Genomic DNA, 18,398 nt, shown 5'->3' with positions numbered 1-18,398 from the left:
AATCCGTTATCTGAGTAAGGTTATTGAACCTGATTGTTTTATGATATTGTTGTGAATGTCTTTGCCATTAATTATATAATAGTAAACACCGACAGGAAGATCCTGATTGTTCCGTTTTCCATCCCAGTTGTGAAATATATCGGTACTTTCAAAAACCTTAGTGCCCCATCTGTTGATAATTGTAAACCGATAATCTTTTAAATTTGGAATGTTAATTCGAAACTCATCATTAATCCCATCACCATTTGGTGAAAAAGCACCTGGAATAAATATAATACCATCTTTTAACACAACCAGCTGTCCCTTGGATGTCGTATTGGAGCATTCATTGTCGGTCATGGCGGTAAGTGAGATGTTGAAATTGCCAGAAGTAGTATAAGTATGGGTTGGATTTGTTTCTGTGGAAGAATTGCCGTCTCCAAAATCCCAGAGGTAGGATTTGGCATTTATGGATTGATTGATAAAATTGATGGAAATGGGAATGGTATATTTAATTGAAAAATCGAGGTTTGTATTAAATATTGCAGTTGTTCTTTTAGGAATAGAGGGGATATTAAATATAGCCTGTTCGCTTAAACATTCTCCAACTTTTACGGTCAATTTATAGTCCCCAGCATTTTGAGACCCTTTAATCTTAATCTCAGGATTTTGAACCGATGAGCTGAAATTGTTGGGGCCAGTCCAATAATAAATCGCATTCTGGATGTCTGGTGTACTTAATCTCAATATATCACCAATGCATAATTCTGTTTTTGAAGCGGAGATGATAGGTTTTACAGGCGTATTTGCCACTTGTAAATTATAGTAGCTAAATACAGAGCAGCCGACAGGATTGGAAGCTTTTAAAGTAATGTTCTTTTGGCCGGTAGTATTATAGGTAATTAAATGAGGTCCAGGACCAGTTGCAGTGGCGGTATTTGCTGTTGCTCCGAAATTCCACTCCAGTGTACTGGTGTTATCATGAGCTGCAGAAAAAGAATAACTCTGATCGATTTCACATAAATTATTTTTGATGATGTCGATCTCTGTTTTTGGGCCTTCAAACGCTCCGACACCTCCAAACTCCAGTGTAAAACCATTATTCCCATTCGAAAAATTGTTAATCAACAATGCGTAAGTATGTCCTTGAATCATATCTACATATTTAAGCCATCCATCCTGACCAGGGGGACATCCGCTTTGTTCGCTCAAGTCTGTGGAGGTAAGATTTAATCCGGTAATATAATAGGATGGGGTACAGTTGATCCCATTTCCACTTGCGCAGCGAATGGCGTTTGCTGCAGTTACTTTAGAACAATCTCCGTTTGGTCCCAAATCATACAATACCCAATCAATATCATCAGTAACCGAAGTTGGGGTAATGCTAAATGTTAAAGTTCCATCATTGGAGGCGGTCCATTTATACCATGCAGTATTTGATTCTACGCCAAGGCATGTACCTTCAGATTCTCTATTGTTATTACCTGCTCCGGTAATATTCATTTCTGAAAATGTTTCTTTGCTACATAGAATGCTGGCGGTACTACAATCTTGTCCTGGCTTGGTAGGGGGCGTGTAATTATTAACACATAGTTTAAAGGTTCCTGTGTTGTCATTCTCCGCACTTATTCTGATGTAGTACTCATCTCCAACATTTAACCCACCCTTATATGCTGTTGTTAGGTTGTTTGCAGTAACCATTGAGCCGATCATTTCGGTGAGCTTGGTGCCATCGTAAGTATATATGGCTATTAATGGCGCTATTAAGGTATTAGGACTAGTACTTGTGGTTTTTCCTGTTACCGAAATACTAATGTCTGTTCTTAACGCTGTAAATTTATACCAGATGTCTTTTCCTTCTGAATTCCAGAATGAGGCTTTCGCAAATTTGCTGGCAGTAGCGTCGATATTAGTATAAGCCGCATCATCAGAACAATAACCTATAACATTATCTAGAGTCTTTGCATCTTTTATTTGATCATTATCTGGAAGTAGGTAAAAGGAGCTTAGGATAAAAAACAATAAAATAGAAAGCAGGGGGAGAGAAGAGCGCATCAAACGGTGTTAATTTTTTCCCGTTAAGGTAATCATTTTTTCATACATTTAAAAATCAGACACACGAAATGTCACTTTAATTTACATTAAGCGATAAGGTGATTGAAATTGTGGTATCGCAGTTTGCGATACCTTCTAGAATTAACCTTAAGGCAACTGCTGATGTACCATGTCCAGTGCAAAGTCAAGTTGTTCTGATTCCGTAAGGTCGGTGTTATCTAAGATAATCGCATCATCAGCTCTGGTTAGTGGACTTTCCTTGCGGGTAGTATCAGCATAATCCCTATGTGCAAGATTCTCAAAAACATCTTCCAGACTAGTCGTCGTATCACCTTTACTCTGTAATTCTTTAAAACGACGTTCTGCTCTTATTTTAGGATCAGCAGTCATGAAAAATTTAACCGGGGCATCAGGAAACACCGTTGTCCCAATGTCACGACCATCCATCACTATGTTTTTAGATTTCCCCATTCGTTGCTGCTGTTTCACCATCTCCCTGCGCACTTTCTTATTCGCCGAAACCTCACTTACCGATGTAGAAACTGGCATCTGTCTGATCTCTTCAGACACCTCTTCACCGTTAAGGGTAATGTGCGACTGATAATCTTGAGAATGAAAGTTCAATTCTATATGTCCAAGAGCATAATCTACTGCTTCTGGATCATTTACATTAACATGGTTACGGATAAAGTATAAAGTTACGGCACGGTACATGGCTCCACTATCAATATAGATAAAGCCTAGTTTTTTAGCCAATGCTTTGGCCAGAGTGCTCTTTCCACAAGATGAATAGCCATCTATAGCTACAACGAGGTTTTTTCTCATAGGCCAGCAAAGTTAATATTTTGGAGAATTGTTTAGTATGAAATTTTTATTAAATCCTAAACATATGTTTATGTTTGCAACATGTTACCCAGCAGAGAAGATATATTAAAGACAGTTACATTCAAAACTTCACGCAGTGGGGGTAAAGGCGGACAAAACGTTAACAAGGTTTCTAGTAAAGTAGAACTGATCTTCAACATAGCCGAAGCATCCTTTTTTACAGACGAAGAGCGCCTATTGCTAACAGAAAGATTGGAAGGACGTATGGATCAGGAAGGTAATATCCATGTGGTGTCGCAAGAAGATAGAAGTCAGCTTTTAAACAAAGAAAAGACGATTGCGAAATTGCTCATCTTATTTAAAGCCGGATTACACGTACAGAAAAAGAGGAAGCCAACAAAAATCCCTAAAGCTGTAATCAGGAAGAGGCTGGAAAACAAACAATCTACAGCTACTAAAAAGGAATCTAGAAAACGGCCTCAGTTAGATTAAAATTAGCATTGGCTAAACAGATTAATTAAAGCGATAAAACATGCTGATTGAGCCGTATTGATGCGCTTTAGCAGTACTCTTTACCTCTTTAGTTTTAAAGATCATCCCAAAGTCAACAGTAAACCGTTGAGAACTGTAGTTGAAGCCAACTTGTTGGGCAAATACAATAGGTTTAACACCAAAAGTAACCGGATCATTGTTGTTGAACATACTTCCCTGAATTGTGGCGTCGTAAGCAACAAAGTTTAACTGTGGCTTAGCATAAAAGAAGACCTCTCTTTTTACCAGCGCTTTGGTTTTTGGATTGTTGCCAATTACCGCATTGGTATAGGCAGAGTTGAAAAGCTGGTTAAGTCCACCTGCTCTAAACAAAATACCTGCACCAGCACCACTAAATGTAGTTCCTGCATTGGCATATCCCTCAAAAGAAAAATCTGTTGCCTTGTTTGAAGAACGATGTAGCAACCTGGTATACTGAGCAGAAAGGTTTAAGGTTACCGCATTTTTGATTTGGTATTCCCAACCGCCAAGCTCATAAAATCCAACGGTGTTATGTAGTAATTCCTGCCCGTCTTCGGCAAGAGAATTAGGACCAGTGGCACCTATTTCCGCACTAACTTTTAAAATGCGCTCATTGGTATGAAACCAGCTCAACGCTCCACCAGCATACAAGTAGCCAGCAAATGGACGGTCCTGTCTGGCCGGATCTGGCGCGGAGCCAGAGTATGGGTTGTATATTTCTTGCCCAGCAGTAATTTCGTAAGTCTTTTTTTCTAATCCTTCTTTTAAGGTTTGTTGATCCAGTGCCCTTCTGTAATGTATAAATAAACCATTGGTATAATAACGATCGGAGCCCTGAGCAAGGTAGGAATCATTGTCGCTGCGGAATCCAAATTCGTTTTTATAAGTCTGCCCATAAGAATTGATACTCAATAGGGAAATGGTGGTCAGGGCAAGGAGTAGTTTTTTCATCCGTTGTTTAGTTATTCGGTTGCTGGTTATGCTGTAAAGTTATCAGATTTGGCATTAGTTTTAAAAGAAAAAGCGTTCAGAATTTCTGAACGCTTTTTAGATATAGTTTTTCCCTGCTGATTAAGCTATTCGCTGCTCTTAGGAAGGGTAGTTTTAACCGTCAGATTTTGAGGGTTTTTTACCTTTTCTTTAGTCAAAGCAAGATCAATCACTTCTTTCATTTCAGAAACGTAATGGAAACGAAGGTCTTTGATATAGCTTTCTTTGATCTCTAAAATGTCCTTCCTGTTTGATTTACATAAAATGATGTCTTTTATGTTAGCGCGTTTAGCAGCAAGTATTTTTTCTTTGATGCCGCCCACAGGTAATACCTTGCCTCTAAGTGTAATCTCGCCAGTCATAGCCAGGTTAGATTTTACTTTACGTTGTGTAAAGGCTGATGTTAGTGCAGTAAGCATAGTTATACCTGCCGAAGGGCCGTCTTTAGGCGTAGCACCTGCAGGAACGTGAACGTGTACATCAAACTGATCAAACAAAGCGTATTCAATACCAAAAAGCTCAGCATGAGCGCGTAAGTAAGCAAGCGCAATAACGGCCGACTCCTTCATCACCTCGCCCAAGTTTCCTGTAAGGGTTAGTTTTCCTTTACCCGGACTTAAGCTAGCCTCAATAAATAGAATGTCACCACCTACCTGTGTCCAGGCTAAGCCAGTTACCACACCAGCAACTTCATTGCCTTCGTATAGGTCCTTGTCATATATTGGAGCCCCTAAAATGCGCTCTACGTTATCATTAGTCAAGTTTGGATCATAGGTTTCTTCCATAGCAATTTTAGTAGCTACACCTCTTACCAGCGATCCGATCTTTTTCTCTAATCCACGTACACCAGATTCCCTGGTATAATCCTCAATCACTTTTTCAATTAAAGCGCCTTTTAAAGCGATATCCTTGTTTTTTATGCCATGTATATCCTTTTGCTTAGGTAAAAGGTATTTTTTAGCGATCTCTATCTTTTCTTCAATCGTATATCCATTTACTTCAATAATCTCCATTCGGTCTAATAATGCCGGTTGAATAGAGCTTAGTGAGTTGGCAGTGGCAATAAACAACACGTGAGACAGGTCATAATCTGCTTCCACATAATGATCATTAAACGCACTGTTTTGCTCAGGATCCAATACCTCAAGCAAGGCAGAAGAAGGATCTCCCCTAAAGTCTGATCCTACTTTATCAATCTCATCCAGTACAAAAACTGGATTGGCAGCACCTGCTTTTTTAATAGACTGAATGATACGACCCGGCATGGCACCTATATAAGTTTTTCTATGACCACGGATTTCAGCCTCATCTCTTATGCCGCCTAAAGCCATACGTACGTATTTACGGTTTAGCGCTTTGGCAATTGATTTTCCAAGAGAGGTTTTACCAACCCCCGGAGGACCTACCAAACAAAGGATAGGGGCTTTCATATCGCGCTTAAGTTTTAGCACAGCTAAATACTCAATAATACGCTGCTTTACTTTTTCTAGTCCAAAATGATCTTTATCAAGTACACGCTGTGCGCGTTTTAAGTCGAAATTGTCTTTGGTAAAGTCATTCCAAGGCAAGTCTAGTAACAGTTCCAGATAGTTGATCTGTACCGAATAATCAGGTGCAGCAGGGTTCATACGACCCAATTTCTCTAGTTCCTTGTTAAAGTGCGTCGCAACCTGAGGTTCCCATTTTTTCTTTTTCGCACGGGCTTCTAAGGCCTCATACTCCAGATCAGATGAGTTACCACCCAGTTCTTCCTGTATGGTTTTTAGCTGCTGGTTTAAGAAATAATCTCTTTGTTGTTTGTCAAGGTCTACACGTACTTTACTCTGAATTTGATTCTTCAGTTCAAGCATTTGAAGTTCAAGTGTCAACAACTCCATGACCATCATTGCACGTTCACGCAAGTTTGTCATTTCCAGCATCTTTTGCTTGTCAGCAACATCTGCATTCATGTTTGAAGAGATGAAGTTGATCAGGAAAGAAGTACTTTCTATGTTCTTAAGCGCAATACCCGCTTCACTTGGAATATTTGGTGACAGCTGGATAATCTGACTAGACATTTCTTTAATTGAGGCTACCAAAGCTTTAAATTCCTTATCGGCTTTAAACTTGGATTCCTCAAATTTGCTGATAGTCACCTTAATATACGGTTCAGACTGCACCTCTTCCAATAAACGGAAGCGTTGCTTGCCCTGTATAATTACCGTAGTGTTACCATCAGGCATTTGCAGCATTTTAATGATATGAGCTACCGTACCTACAGGATTTAATTCCTCAAATGTAGGATCCTCGATAGAAACATCACGTTGAGAAACAACACCAATGATCCTGTCGCCCTTATAGGCCTCTTTGATTAGTTTTATAGATTTATCTCTTCCTACGGTAATAGGGATCACCACACCTGGGAAAAGCACAGTATTCCTAAGTGGAAGAATGGGTAAGATCTCTGGAGTATCTTCGTTATTCATCTCATCTTCATCTTGTTGAGACATCAAAGGAAAGAATTCAGTATCTTCATTTATGATAGGAAGTGCGTTGCTAAAATCGAATTGATCTCGTTTACTCATTAAATAAGTCTTTCTTAAATAAAAAACGACAATCTGACAGCATGTCGTTTAAAAATTATTAATTGTGTGATACTGGGATAATTTCAACTCCTGTGCCAAAATGAAATTTGCAGCAATTCCCTGTTAAAAAGTCATGCCTCAATAATAATTAATTATTAAATCATAATTTGAATTATTTAGCGTTTAAGTTAGATATTTGCAAATGGTATGATAGTTGTCTATATCTAACCTTTTAAATATATTTATTTTTAAATAAAAGTTAATGAACTACTTCAAGCAAACAGTCTTATTGTTATTTGTTTTTTCTGCAACGACCACATTTGCACAAAATAGTGGCTATGATAAATTGGGCATGCAGGCCATGATGAAGGGTGATTATAAAGGCGCTGTGAATCAGCTTGAAAAGGCAGATACAAAAAATCCTAATAACGCTAACGTGTTGAAAATGTTGGGGTATTCTTATTTTCAGTGTGGCGATTTTGAAAATTCTATAGATACTTACAGTCGTTTGATTACTGTAAAACCTTCAGATTATTCTGCCTATTATTACCGGGGTAAGGCTAGACAAAATGTTGCAAATGATCCTAAGGAATCATTAAACAATATGCGTGAGAGTTTTTATCAAGCTGCCATTAAAGATTTCACAAAAGCAATAGAAATCAATGGGGAAGAAGATGCTCAATTGCTACAAAATAGGGCATTGGCTTATAAAGATTATGCGATTTATAAATCTTATAAAATTAAAACCAAAGCAGAAAAGGCAGCTTGTGTAGCTTTATTTAATAATTCTGTGGCCGACTTTCAGAAGGTTTTGCTAGTTCAGCCACAACGAAAAGATATTCTTTCGTTGATTGATTATGTTAAAGCACAAGTTGCCAGTTTGAAATAACTCGGTCGTCATCCTGGCGACAGTATAAAAAAATGGGCTGCAATCATGTAAATGATTCAGCCCATTTTTTATTTAAACCTTCCGGTGATACCGTAATTCTTTTCAGCCATCAGTTTGATATGCTGCTTTTTGTTTATCCGATACAGACTGTCAGGATAATAAGAAAGCGTGTCCGCAGAACTATAAAGCATATTGCTGTTTTTTACCAGGATTCGGATACCAGATACACGACCATCTTTTTTGGTGATCAATACTTCCTTTACTGGTACTTTTTTATTGGCCGAAGTATAAAGCTCCTGCTCATTGGTTTTATCTGTGCTAAACAAACCTTTCCATGCATTTCTGTTGATTTCTGAGTCAGAAAAGATAGATAGTTCCTTAGCCCAGTCCGGAATGTGGATCTTTTTAGTTTCGGCAGCACCATTCACCTCAACACTTTTTGTTAGCAACGGATTACTTTTGTTAAGGCGCAAAGCCTCTTTCTCAAAATAACCTTTAATATCAAAATAATTTAAAGCACCATTTTGACTTTTTACAGCCGGGTTACAGCTGTAAAAAGTCAAAAGGATACCCAATAGCCAAAAGGTTTTTCTCATTATACCAGGCTATTGCCGGTCATGATTGCCGGTTTAGGAATGTCCATTATAGTTAATATGGTAGGAGCGATGTCGCCAAGTTTACCATCAGCTACACTGGTGTAGTCTTTATCTATTAAAATACAAGGTACCAGGTTAGTGGTATGAGCTGTGTTTACAGAACCATCATTGTTGACCATAAATTCGGAATTACCATGATCGGCAAGGATGATAAACGAATAGCCGTTTTCAATTCCTTTATTTACTACGATCTCCGCACAGCTGTCTGCAGTTTCAACCGCTTTAACAACAGCGTCAAAAACGCCTGTATGTCCAACCATGTCAGGGTTAGCAAAGTTTAAACATACAAAATCTGGCCATCCGGTTTCCAGTTCTTTACAAATGGCTTCCGTAATTCCGGCAGCACTCATTTCTGGTTGTAAGTCGTAGGTCGCAACTTTTGGAGAAGGGATCATAATCCTTTTCTCGTTTTCAAATACCTGCTCGCGGCCGCCAGAGAAGAAGAAAGTTACGTGCGGGTATTTCTCCGTTTCTGCAATACGGATTTGGTTCTTCTGGTGTTTCTCTAGCACTTCACCCAAGGTTTCCGAAAGATCGTCTTTTGTAAACATCACCTTTACATTGTCGAAATTCTCATCGTAAGTGGTCATGGTTACATAATAAAGAGGGAGCTTATGCATACCAAAATCAGGATAATCATTCTGAGTAAGTACAGCCGTAATCTCTCTACCACGATCCGTTCTATAGTTAAAGCAAATAACCACATCACCAGGTTGTATGGTGGCAACTGGTGCACCGTTGGCTTGAGTGATTACTATAGGTTTTATAAATTCGTCAGTTATTCCGTCTTTGTAAGATTGTTCAACAGCTGTAACTGGATCACTAGTTGTTTGTCCAACACCTTTAGTCAGCAAGTCGTATGCTTGTTTAACTCTTTCCCAGCGGCTATCTCTGTCCATTGCATAATAACGGCCAATTAAGCTGGCAATTTTAGCAGAAGTACTTTGTAAATGATGGTCAAGATCTTTGATGAAGTTAAGTCCCGAGTTTGGATCCGTATCTCTTCCATCCATAAAAGCATGAACAAATACATCTTTCAAGCCTTGTTCAGTCGCGGCATCGCATAAAGCTTTTAAGTGGTTGATATGAGCGTGAACTCCACCATCAGAAGTCAATCCAATAAAATGAACAGCTTTATTATTGTCCTTAGCATAATTGAACGCGTCAAGCAGTACTGGGTTTTGATGAAGGGTTCTGTCGCTGATCGCTTTGTTGATCCTTCCCAACTCCTGATATACAACTCTACCAGCTCCAAGATTCATGTGGCCCACCTCAGAGTTGCCCATTTGTCCTATCGGTAAACCTACTGCTTCACCAGATGCTTCGAGTTTTGAGTTTGGGTAGTTTTGGATTAAAGAATCAAAAAAAGGGGTGTTGGCTGCATAAGCTGCATCAGAGCTATCTTGTTTTCCATATCCCCAGCCATCAAGAATTAATAGTACTACTTTTTTATTGTTCATTAGTGGTTCGCTTTGTTTTAATGTATTATTGAACTTAACAAATATAAGTCTATTGTGCCTTTTTTTTGAACCAATTTCTTTTTTATGATCTATTAATGGCATAATTTATGCTCACTCCTACGTTTAGCTATATAGAGATGATAAAGCCCCTTCTTTTTTTATTTGTTTTTTTTACTCAATTCCCCTCCTCTTATACGCTTCAAGGCGATATTATAGATAATTTATCTGCACATTTTAAGGCTGGGAATGCAAAAGAGATCGCGGCAAATTTCGCTTCATCTGTAGAATTAATCGTCATCGATGATGAAGATGTATACTCTAAAGCTCAGGCAGAACAGATTCTAAGAAACTTTTTTTCTAAAAATCCACCTATTAAATCATCGGTTATACACCTCATTAACACCAACCCAAATTTCAGGTTTGGCATACTTTCCCTACATACTAAGAATGGGAAATTCAGGGTTTCAATCACCCTAAAAAAATCATCAAATGCTTTTTTTATTACAGAATTAAGGATAGAGCCTGATAAATAATGGTAAAAATGCTATTTTTGGGTTTAAATATTAATTTTGGATAAACAAGTCATAGACCAATTTATAAAGAATGCTATTGCCGAAGATTTAGGCGACGGCGATCATACCTCCCTTTCTACCATTCCTGCCAATGCACAAGGCAAAGCAAAACTGCTGATTAAAGAAGCAGGTATCATCGCTGGAGTGGAGCTTGCACTCGAAATTTTTAAGCAAGTAGATGCAGACCTTACTACAGAAGTATTTATTAATGATGGTGCCGAAGTGAAGGTAGGAGACATTGCTTTAACCGTTTCAGGGAATTCTCAATCCATCCTGCTTGCAGAACGCCTGGTGTTAAATTGTATGCAGCGCATGAGCGGTATTGCAACCAAGACCAATCATATTGTAAAAATGCTTTCAGGCTATCATACTCAATTGTTAGATACGCGCAAAACTACACCAGGTTTAAGGTATTTAGAAAAGTGGGCAGTACGCATTGGGGGCGGAGTAAACCATAGAATTGGTTTATACGATATGATCCTGATCAAAGACAATCATGTTGATTATGCTGGCGGAATTGCTAATGCAATTAATGCAGCCAATCAATATTTAAAGGAAAAGAGCAAACAATTGCAAATAGAAATTGAGGTAAGAGATCTTTCAGAACTTGATCAGGTACTTGAAACCGGTCATGTAAACAGGATCATGCTTGATAATTTTAGTTTCAGTAATTTGAAAGTAGCAGTTAATAAGATCAATAAACAGTATATTACAGAAGCATCTGGCGGTATTACAGAAGAAAATGTAACAGAATATGCAGCCTGCGGTGTAGATTATATATCTATGGGTGCATTAACGCATTCTGTTAAGAGTTTAGACATGAGTTTAAAAGCCTATTAGGTCATGATTTCTATCTATTCTATTTCGGCGGTTATTTTAGCCTATTTATTTGGTTCTATACCTACCGCGGTTTGGTTGGGGCAAGCATTTTATGGTGTTGATGTAAGGGAGTATGGAAGCGGGAATGCTGGTGCCACCAATACCTTCAGGGTTTTGGGTAAGAAGGCCGGTATTGCCGTGATGACCATAGATATCGCAAAAGGATACACCGCAACCAAATTGGCCTATTTTATAGGACTATCCGTTACCGGGCCACAAAACTCCGCACAATTTGTTAATTATGAACTGGCATTAGGTGTGACAGCCGTTATGGGCCATTTGTTCCCAATATTTGCCGGTTTTAGAGGTGGCAAAGGAGTGGCTACACTTTTTGGAATGATTTTGGCAGTTAACTTCCCCGCAGCAATGCTTTGTGTTCTTGTATTTATTACGATATTATTGATTACAAAATATGTATCATTAAGCTCCATATGTGCTGGTTTTACCTTCCCGTTGAGCATTGTGTTCTTATTACATTCATCAATAAAATCTGAAGTTTTATACGGTATGTGTGTTTGTGTACTCATTTTAGTAACACATCAAAAAAATCTGGAAAGACTGTTAATGGGCAAAGAATCCAAGGTATACCTGTTTAAGAAGAAAACGAATTAAACTAAAACTTATGAAAAAAATATTTATTGTAGGTGTAACCGTAATAGGGTTAGCCTTCTCAGCCTGCACTACAGTTCCTTTAACAGGGCGTAGCAGATTGAACCTGGTAAGTGATGATCAGGTTTTGCCAATGGCATTTCAAGCCTATAGCACATTCCTAACCGAAAATAAAAACGCTGTATTGCCTGCATCTAATGCACAAGCATCAAAGGTTAAAATGGTTGGCAACAAGCTTATTGCTGCAGTAAAAACCTATATGAACAACAACAACTACGGTAACCTGATTAAAGATTACCAATGGGAGGTGAACCTTGTTCAAAGTAAAGAACTGAACGCCTGGTGTATGCCGGGAGGGAAAATAGTAGTGTATAGCGGTATTCTTCCTGTTACCAAGGATGATGCGGGTTTAGCTACAGTAATGGGGCACGAGATTGCTCATGCTATCGCTGGACATAGTGCCGAACGGATGTCTCAGGAGATGGCTTCACAAGGGCTTGGGGCTTTAGGCTCGGGACTTTTGTCAAATAATCCTAAGAGCCAAGGCGTATTTAATACGTTGTATGGAGTAGGTACGCCATTGGTTATGCTTAAATATTCGCGTAATCAGGAATTGGAAGCAGATAAATTGGGCTTGATCTTTATGGCTATGGCTGGTTATAATCCTAATAATGCGACTGCTTTCTGGCAAAGAATGGCTACAGCCTCGGCTGGTGGGCAGAAGCCTGCTGAGTTTTTAAGTACTCACCCAAGTGATGCGACACGTATTGCCCAAATACAAAGGGATATACCAGAAGCAATGAAGTATTACAAACCTTAAAAGGGATTAAAATTATAAGGATAGGCTACCAATTATGGTGGCCTTTTTTTATGGCTTCAAGGTTTGAATGATGGCCGAGGCTTTCAGCATACATTCTTCGTATTCTGCATTCGCATCGGCAGCGTAGGTAATGGCACCGCCAACCTGGAAGGATAGGTATTCTTTTGCTGCATCATACAGGATGCTGCGGATGATCACATTGAAATCAAAATCAGCTTCAGGGGTAATGTAGCCAAATGCACCTGAGTAAGCTCCACGCTTGCTAAATTCATATGCCTCTATCAGCTGCATTGCTTTTACCTTAGGAGCACCAGTCATGGAGCCCATCGGGAAAGTATGTCGTATGGCATCTATAAAATGAATTTCAGGATTTATCGTACAGCTAATGGTTGATATCATCTGGTATACTTGTGGGAAACCGTAGATTCCAAAAAGTTCCTCAACTTTAACACTCCCATTTACTGCTGCTTTGGTCAGGTCATTTCTTACCAGATCCACAATCATTACATTTTCGGCTTGTTCCTTAGCATTTAACCTCAAAGCGGTTTTAATCTGTAAATCTGTTGTTGGATCTGCACTGCGTTTGGCTGTGCCTTTAATGGGCTGAGAAATCAACTTGTTTCCTCTTTTACATAAATACCTTTCCGGACTGGCCGAAAGGATATACTGGTCTTTTATTTTAAAGAAACCAGCAAATGGAGTAGGAGAGAGCTTACATAGCTGTGTATAAATCTCAATAGGATCAATAATGGCATGTTCAGCAAAGAATTCCTGGCAAAAATTAACCTCATAAATATCACCACGCGCAATATGTTGCTGCAAGGTTGCAACAGTCTTAAGGTATACTTCCTTCGAAATTCTGTTTTGTATGTTGATGCTGGTCTTAGCTATCTCAACTTCGTGATTAAATTGATCAATAGCATTTACAACCTCCATTCCTCCGATTAAAACTTCTACCTGATCGCCTTTAATGACAAGCAGGTATTGAGGAATAAAGAAAAATAATTCAGGAAAGTTGAGTGAGTCTGGGTTAGCCGATTCCAGCTGTTCTACTTCATTCTTTAGCTCATAATTAAGCAATCCGAACATCCAGGTCTTGTGCTGATCATAAAAAGCCTTCAGGTCATTAAATTTATGGACTGAGTTGGTGTTTAGTTCTTCTTTTGAACCCACAGCCAGCAGTAGATCAAATTTACTGTACTGATCTTTGTAGTCATTGGAGTCGAGGACACAACATACCTCAGCGGCAGCGGCCCATTTTAATGCTTTTTGTTTGAACGATGGTAGATCCGGAACTCTCATTTTAATTTGCGCAAATGTAACGCATTTATTTCTACAAAAAAGGGGCGGTAATCTTATTCAGAATACCACCCCTTTTTTCAATAGGATTGAAACCTTAGTTTAATTCCAATGTTTGAACTCTATCTGGTCCAACAGAAAGGAATTTAACTGGTACTTGAAGTTCTTTTTCAAGGAAAGCGATGTAATCAGCAAGCTTAGCAGGAATGTCTGCTACTTTGTTTACTTTGGTTACATCTGTTTTCCAACCATCAATTGCTTTTAATACCGGAGTCGGTTTAACAGAAATGATGTCGTATGGCATATAATCGATGGTTTTACCATTGTGCTCATAATGCGTACAGGCATAGATAGTATCAAAACCGTCTAATACGTCTGCTTTCATCATGATCAGTTCAGTAACACCGTTCAACATGATTGCATATTTTAATGCCGGAAGATCAATCCATCCGCAACGACGGGCACGGCCTGTAGTTGCACCAAATTCATGACCAACCTGACGTAGGTTTTCTCCAACCTCATCATCCAGCTCAGTAGGGAAAGGACCACCACCAACACGGGTACAATAAGCTTTAAAAATACCATAAACATGACCAATTTTATTAGGCGCAATACCTAAACCAGTACATGCACCGGCAGTAGTCGTGTTTGAAGAAGTTACAAAAGGATAAGAACCGAAATCGATGTCCAATAATGTTCCTTGCGCACCTTCAGCCAATACCTTTTTTCCTTCTTTTAGGAAACCATTTACATAATGCTCACTATCTACATGAGGTATGGTTTTGATGAATTCAATCGCTTCAAAGAAAGCAGCTTCTTTTTCAGCTAAATCGTATTCAAACTCGTAATGAGAAAGTATTTCTTTGTGTTTCTCTACCAGTTTATTGTAGCGGTCTTTGAAATCAGGTAGGGTAGTATCACCAACCCTTAGGCCATTACGACCAGTTTTGTCCATATAAGTTGGACCAATACCTTTTAACGTAGAACCAATTTTATCTTTACCCATTTTTTGCTCATTTGCTGCATCCAGCAATTGGTGAGTAGGTAAAATAAGGTGTGCTTTACGGGCAATTACCAGTTTGCCTTTAGCAACAGGATCATGACCTGCTTTTTTCAGGTTATCTAATTCCCTTTTTAAAATGATGGGATCAATTACCACACCATTTCCAATCAGGTTCATTGTTTTTTCATTGAAGATACCTGAAGGTATAGTATTTAAAACAAACTTTTTGCCATCAAACTCTAAAGTATGGCCGGCATTCGGACCGCCTTGAAAACGAGCTATCAAATCATATTGTGGACTTAGTACATCAACAATTTTTCCCTTGCCTTCATCGCCCCATTGTAGGCCCAGAAGCACGTCTACTTGCGTCATTATTTAAATTTAAAAATGGAAATATTATATTGGTTAACTTGCATGTTTTATGTCAGCATTCTGACTGTTCATTGCTGCCTTAGCTGCACAATCGAAACAAACGCCATAAAGATTTAAAGAGTGGTGTTTGATTTCAAACTTCAATAGCTCACCAACCATACTTTGTATCTGTTGGATGCGTGGGTCGCAGAATTCTACAACTTTTGCGCAATCAATACAGATAATATGGTCATGCTGATGATAGCCATAAGACTTTTCAAACTGAGCCATGTTTTTACCAAACTGATGTTTAGTAACCAGGTCACATGAAACTAATAGCTCTAATGTATTGTATACTGTTGCCCTGCTCACACGATATTTTTGATTTTTCATGTGGATATAGAGGGTCTCTACATCGAAATGGTCATCTCTTGAGTAAATTTCTTCTAGGATGGCAAAACGTTCCGGTGTTTTTCTCAGATTTTTATTTTCGAGGTAGGCTTCGAATATTTTCCTAACCAACTCGCTGTTGTGATTTGTCGACATAGTTTTTAAACTCCTTTCAAAGGTATCAATTTTTTATATAATCGGTACGATTTATTGTTATTTTTAGGCATCAAAACGGGTAACGCCCGTTACACCTTTAACTTCTAACAGATTTTTAATCAGGTTATCCAGGTGTTCTTTGTCATTTACAAAGATCATGATCGAACCATCAAAAATACCATTATCAGTATCTACAGTTATAGAACGCATATTTACCTTAAAATCGTTTGATATAACTTTAGTAATATTATTGATTAACCCAACATCATCAATACCGATAATATGTAATCCGGTTAAGAAGGTCAGTTCTTTTTGTCTGTTCCATTTCGCTTTTACTACGCGGTAACCATAATTGGCCATCAGCTGTGCTGCATTCGGACAATTGGTCCGGTGTATCTTTATGCCCTCATTAACCGTTACAAAGCCAAAAACATCATCACCTGGAATAGGGTTACAGCAAGCCGCTAAGGTATAATCTATTTTTTGCAGATCCTCACCAATTAATAAAATGTCCGATTCAGGACCTTTTACCTTGTTCAATAAGGCGTCAATTTGCTGATTATCGCTTCTTTCAGCACCGCGGTTTTCTATTTCCTTTTCGCTGGCCAGGTAATCTTTCAAATCTTTTAACTCGATCTTCCCTTTTGCCACAGAAATAAAGAGCTCCTGAGTGGAAGGCAATTTAAAGAAGTAACTTAGCTTATTTAAGTTGTCCGTATTGTAAGTAATCTTGAGCGACTTCATTTTACGCTCCAATGTTTCCTTCCCGATCTCGGCAACTTTTCTCTTTTCTTCTTTTAAGGAAGATTTAATTTTAGACTTGGCTTTGGCAGTCACCACGATGTTTAACCAATCTTCCTTAGGCGATTGCTTACTGGAAGTAATGATTTCTACCTGGTCGCCATTTTGTAGTTTGTACGATAAAGGAACCAGTTTGTGGTTCACTTTTGCACCAATACATTTTGCACCTACATCTGTATGAATTTCAAACGCAAAATCTAAGGCAGTTGCACCCAATGGCAGTTGAAGTAAAGCTCCTTTAGGTGTAAAAATGAAGATCTCATCAGAGAAAAGGTTCATCTTGAAATCATCCAGAAAATCTAAAGCATTGGCTTCTGGATTGTTCAGCATTTCCCTAACTTTCATGATCCATTGATCCAGGCCATTGTCATTGCTCGACTCTTTATATTTCCAGTGTGCCGCAAAGCCCTTTTCAGCAATTTCATTCATGCGTTGTGTACGGATTTGTACTTCAACCCATTGTCCTTTAGGCCCCATTACAGTAGTATGTAGCGACTCATAGCCATTTCCTTTTGGTGAGGATACCCAGTCACGCAAACGATCCGGGTTAGGGCGATAAAGATCCGTTACAATCGAATAGGCTTTCCAGCAGTCGGCCTTTTCATTTTCAGGCGGACTGTCTAAAATAATCCTGATGGCAAAAAGGTCATAGACTTCTTCAAATGGAATGTTTTTGCTTTTCATCTTATTCCATATCGAATGGATGGATTTCGGGCGACCATAAATATCGGCCGTTAGTCCTTGTTCGGCCAGAATTTCGTTGATTGGTTCCACAAACCTTTTGATAAATAGCGTTCTTTCCGCTTTTTTCTCGTTCAGTTGTGTGGCGATGTATTTATAAGTATCTGGCTCCAGATATTTCATCGAGAGATCTTCCAGTTCAGACTTGATGGTGTATAAACCTAAACGATGGGCCAGGGGGGCATACAGGTAAATGGTTTCCGAAGCAATCTTAAGCTGTTTTTGCCTTGGCATAAAGTCCATGGTACGCATATTATGCAAGCGGTCGGCCAGTTTAATCAGAATCACCCTGACATCATCAGCAAGGGTAAGGAGCATTTTTCTGAAGTTCTCTGCCTGCAGGGAGCTGTTGTAGTCAAAAACGCCTGATATTTTAGTCAATCCATCAATGATTTTAGCAGTTTTCTTGCCAAACTCGCGTTCAATATCCTCTAAAGTAATGTCAGTGTCCTCTACCACATCGTGTAGGAGGGCACAAACTATTGATGTGGTTCCCAGTCCAATTTCTTCCGCCGCAATTTGTGCAACAGCAATTGGATGGTAGATATATGGTTCTCCTGATTTCCGCCGCATGTTTTTATGGCTTTCCAGGGCCATGTCAAAAGCTTTTCTAATCTCCTTTTTATCACCACGTTGCATGGTTGGTTTACAGGCACGCAAAAGGGCACGGTATCTTTTCAGTATCTCTTGTTTCTCCGCTTCTAAATCTATCACTAATGCGTTCTTCATTGGTCTCGTCTTTGTCTTTTTGCTTGCAATGGAGCCATTATATACAATGGTTTCCTCATATTTTCGTTATTCCCTTAATATACAATAATTCTACCAAATAAATGGTTGTCCTAAATA

General features: G+C 38.8%; 16 protein-coding genes. 6 read left to right on the top strand and 10 right to left on the bottom strand.

Annotated features, from left to right (window positions below):
* Positions 1 to 6: 6 nt before the first annotated feature.
* Both FBD94_RS23065 and cmk read right to left on the bottom strand, forming a co-directional pair.
* Entirely contained in the window at positions 7 to 2,034 is a 2,028-nt protein-coding gene (locus tag FBD94_RS23065) for a T9SS type B sorting domain-containing protein (RefSeq protein WP_136881968.1), read from the bottom strand.
* 147 nt (positions 2,035 to 2,181) lie between these two features.
* Entirely contained in the window at positions 2,182 to 2,859 is a 678-nt protein-coding gene (cmk, locus tag FBD94_RS23060) for a (d)CMP kinase (protein WP_136881967.1), read from the bottom strand.
* Between the two features lie 81 nt (positions 2,860 to 2,940).
* Here cmk and arfB point away from each other — a divergent pair, with 81 nt between their 5' ends.
* Entirely contained in the window at positions 2,941 to 3,351 is a 411-nt protein-coding gene (arfB, locus tag FBD94_RS23055; RefSeq protein WP_136881966.1) for an alternative ribosome rescue aminoacyl-tRNA hydrolase ArfB, read from the top strand.
* 21 nt (positions 3,352 to 3,372) lie between these two features.
* Here the strand turns inward: arfB and FBD94_RS23050 are convergent, their stop codons facing one another.
* The gene (locus tag FBD94_RS23050; protein ID WP_136881965.1) at positions 3,373 to 4,323 is read right to left on the bottom strand and encodes a lipid A deacylase LpxR family protein; all 951 of its coding nucleotides are present in this window, start codon (positions 4,321 to 4,323) and stop codon (positions 3,373 to 3,375) included.
* Positions 4,324 to 4,448: 125 nt separating this feature from the next.
* Positions 4,449 to 6,926, bottom strand: coding sequence for an endopeptidase La (gene lon / locus FBD94_RS23045; protein WP_136881964.1), 2,478 nt, complete (start codon positions 6,924 to 6,926; stop codon positions 4,449 to 4,451).
* A gap of 262 nt (positions 6,927 to 7,188) precedes the next feature.
* Here lon and FBD94_RS23040 point away from each other — a divergent pair, with 262 nt between their 5' ends.
* Positions 7,189 to 7,815, top strand: coding sequence for a tetratricopeptide repeat protein (locus FBD94_RS23040; protein ID WP_136881963.1), 627 nt, complete (start codon positions 7,189 to 7,191; stop codon positions 7,813 to 7,815).
* A 68-nt stretch (positions 7,816 to 7,883) separates the two neighbouring features.
* Here the strand turns inward: FBD94_RS23040 and FBD94_RS23035 are convergent, their stop codons facing one another.
* On the bottom strand, positions 7,884 to 8,411 hold the full coding sequence (locus tag FBD94_RS23035; protein ID WP_136881962.1) for a hypothetical protein: 528 nt from the start codon (positions 8,409 to 8,411) through the stop codon (positions 7,884 to 7,886).
* A complete protein-coding gene (gene gpmI, locus FBD94_RS23030; protein WP_136881961.1) occupies positions 8,411 to 9,931 on the bottom strand; it encodes a 2,3-bisphosphoglycerate-independent phosphoglycerate mutase in 1,521 nt (506 codons plus the stop codon). The genes FBD94_RS23035 and gpmI overlap by 1 nt, the downstream gene beginning before the upstream one ends.
* 137 nt (positions 9,932 to 10,068) lie before the next feature.
* Here gpmI and FBD94_RS23025 point away from each other — a divergent pair, with 137 nt between their 5' ends.
* The 4 genes from FBD94_RS23025 to FBD94_RS23010 are packed head-to-tail and all read left to right on the top strand — an operon-like array spanning position 10,069 to position 12,811.
* The gene (locus FBD94_RS23025; protein ID WP_235884618.1) at positions 10,069 to 10,464 is read left to right on the top strand and encodes a DUF4783 domain-containing protein; all 396 of its coding nucleotides are present in this window, start codon (positions 10,069 to 10,071) and stop codon (positions 10,462 to 10,464) included.
* 36 nt (positions 10,465 to 10,500) lie between these two features.
* Positions 10,501 to 11,343: a carboxylating nicotinate-nucleotide diphosphorylase gene (gene nadC / locus FBD94_RS23020; RefSeq protein ID WP_136881959.1), complete on the top strand. Its 843-nt coding sequence runs from the start codon at positions 10,501 to 10,503 to the stop codon at positions 11,341 to 11,343.
* 3 nt (positions 11,344 to 11,346) lie between these two features.
* The gene (plsY, locus tag FBD94_RS23015) at positions 11,347 to 11,994 is read left to right on the top strand and encodes a glycerol-3-phosphate 1-O-acyltransferase PlsY (RefSeq protein ID WP_131609050.1); all 648 of its coding nucleotides are present in this window, start codon (positions 11,347 to 11,349) and stop codon (positions 11,992 to 11,994) included.
* 10 nt (positions 11,995 to 12,004) lie between these two features.
* Complete coding sequence (locus tag FBD94_RS23010; protein WP_136881958.1) at positions 12,005 to 12,811, top strand: M48 family metallopeptidase; 807 nt, start codon at positions 12,005 to 12,007, stop codon at positions 12,809 to 12,811.
* Positions 12,812 to 12,859: 48 nt separating this feature from the next.
* Here FBD94_RS23010 and FBD94_RS23005 read toward each other — a convergent pair whose 3' ends face one another.
* From FBD94_RS23005 to FBD94_RS22990, 4 genes are all read right to left on the bottom strand, one after another.
* The gene (locus FBD94_RS23005; protein ID WP_136881957.1) at positions 12,860 to 14,113 is read right to left on the bottom strand and encodes an anthranilate synthase component I family protein; all 1,254 of its coding nucleotides are present in this window, start codon (positions 14,111 to 14,113) and stop codon (positions 12,860 to 12,862) included.
* Positions 14,114 to 14,207: 94 nt separating this feature from the next.
* A complete protein-coding gene (locus FBD94_RS23000) occupies positions 14,208 to 15,485 on the bottom strand; it encodes an adenylosuccinate synthase (protein ID WP_136881956.1) in 1,278 nt (425 codons plus the stop codon).
* Positions 15,486 to 15,518: 33 nt separating this feature from the next.
* Entirely contained in the window at positions 15,519 to 16,010 is a 492-nt protein-coding gene (locus tag FBD94_RS22995; protein WP_131609042.1) for a Fur family transcriptional regulator, read from the bottom strand.
* A 63-nt stretch (positions 16,011 to 16,073) separates the two neighbouring features.
* Positions 16,074 to 18,281: a RelA/SpoT family protein gene (locus FBD94_RS22990; RefSeq protein ID WP_136881955.1), complete on the bottom strand. Its 2,208-nt coding sequence runs from the start codon at positions 18,279 to 18,281 to the stop codon at positions 16,074 to 16,076.
* Positions 18,282 to 18,398 lie beyond the last annotated feature (117 nt).

Source organism: Pedobacter hiemivivus (assembly GCF_005144565.1).
In the GTDB taxonomy this organism is placed as follows: domain Bacteria; phylum Bacteroidota; class Bacteroidia; order Sphingobacteriales; family Sphingobacteriaceae; genus Pedobacter; species Pedobacter hiemivivus.
Note: the sequence above shows the minus strand (reverse complement) of the source record. Positions and strands in the feature narration are given on the sequence as shown.

Bases quoted from the DNA above. Each gene is read 5' to 3' on its own strand.
- FBD94_RS23065 (WP_136881968.1), bottom strand. From the start codon at position 2,034: ATGCGCTCTTCTCTCCCCCTGCTTTCTATTTTATTGTTTTTTATCCTA.
- cmk (WP_136881967.1), bottom strand. From the start codon at position 2,859: ATGAGAAAAAACCTCGTTGTAGCTATAGATGGCTATTCATCTTGTGGA.
- arfB (WP_136881966.1), top strand. From the start codon at position 2,941: ATGTTACCCAGCAGAGAAGATATATTAAAGACAGTTACATTCAAAACT.
- FBD94_RS23050 (WP_136881965.1), bottom strand. From the start codon at position 4,323: ATGAAAAAACTACTCCTTGCCCTGACCACCATTTCCCTATTGAGTATC.
- lon (WP_136881964.1), bottom strand. From the start codon at position 6,926: ATGAGTAAACGAGATCAATTCGATTTTAGCAACGCACTTCCTATCATA.
- FBD94_RS23040 (WP_136881963.1), top strand. From the start codon at position 7,189: ATGAACTACTTCAAGCAAACAGTCTTATTGTTATTTGTTTTTTCTGCA.
- FBD94_RS23035 (WP_136881962.1), bottom strand. From the start codon at position 8,411: ATGAGAAAAACCTTTTGGCTATTGGGTATCCTTTTGACTTTTTACAGC.
- gpmI (WP_136881961.1), bottom strand. From the start codon at position 9,931: ATGAACAATAAAAAAGTAGTACTATTAATTCTTGATGGCTGGGGATAT.
- FBD94_RS23025 (WP_235884618.1), top strand. From the start codon at position 10,069: ATGATAAAGCCCCTTCTTTTTTTATTTGTTTTTTTTACTCAATTCCCC.
- plsY (WP_131609050.1), top strand. From the start codon at position 11,347: ATGATTTCTATCTATTCTATTTCGGCGGTTATTTTAGCCTATTTATTT.
- FBD94_RS23010 (WP_136881958.1), top strand. From the start codon at position 12,005: ATGAAAAAAATATTTATTGTAGGTGTAACCGTAATAGGGTTAGCCTTC.
- FBD94_RS23005 (WP_136881957.1), bottom strand. From the start codon at position 14,113: ATGAGAGTTCCGGATCTACCATCGTTCAAACAAAAAGCATTAAAATGG.
- FBD94_RS23000 (WP_136881956.1), bottom strand. From the start codon at position 15,485: ATGACGCAAGTAGACGTGCTTCTGGGCCTACAATGGGGCGATGAAGGC.
- FBD94_RS22995 (WP_131609042.1), bottom strand. From the start codon at position 16,010: ATGTCGACAAATCACAACAGCGAGTTGGTTAGGAAAATATTCGAAGCC.
- FBD94_RS22990 (WP_136881955.1), bottom strand. From the start codon at position 18,281: ATGAAGAACGCATTAGTGATAGATTTAGAAGCGGAGAAACAAGAGATA.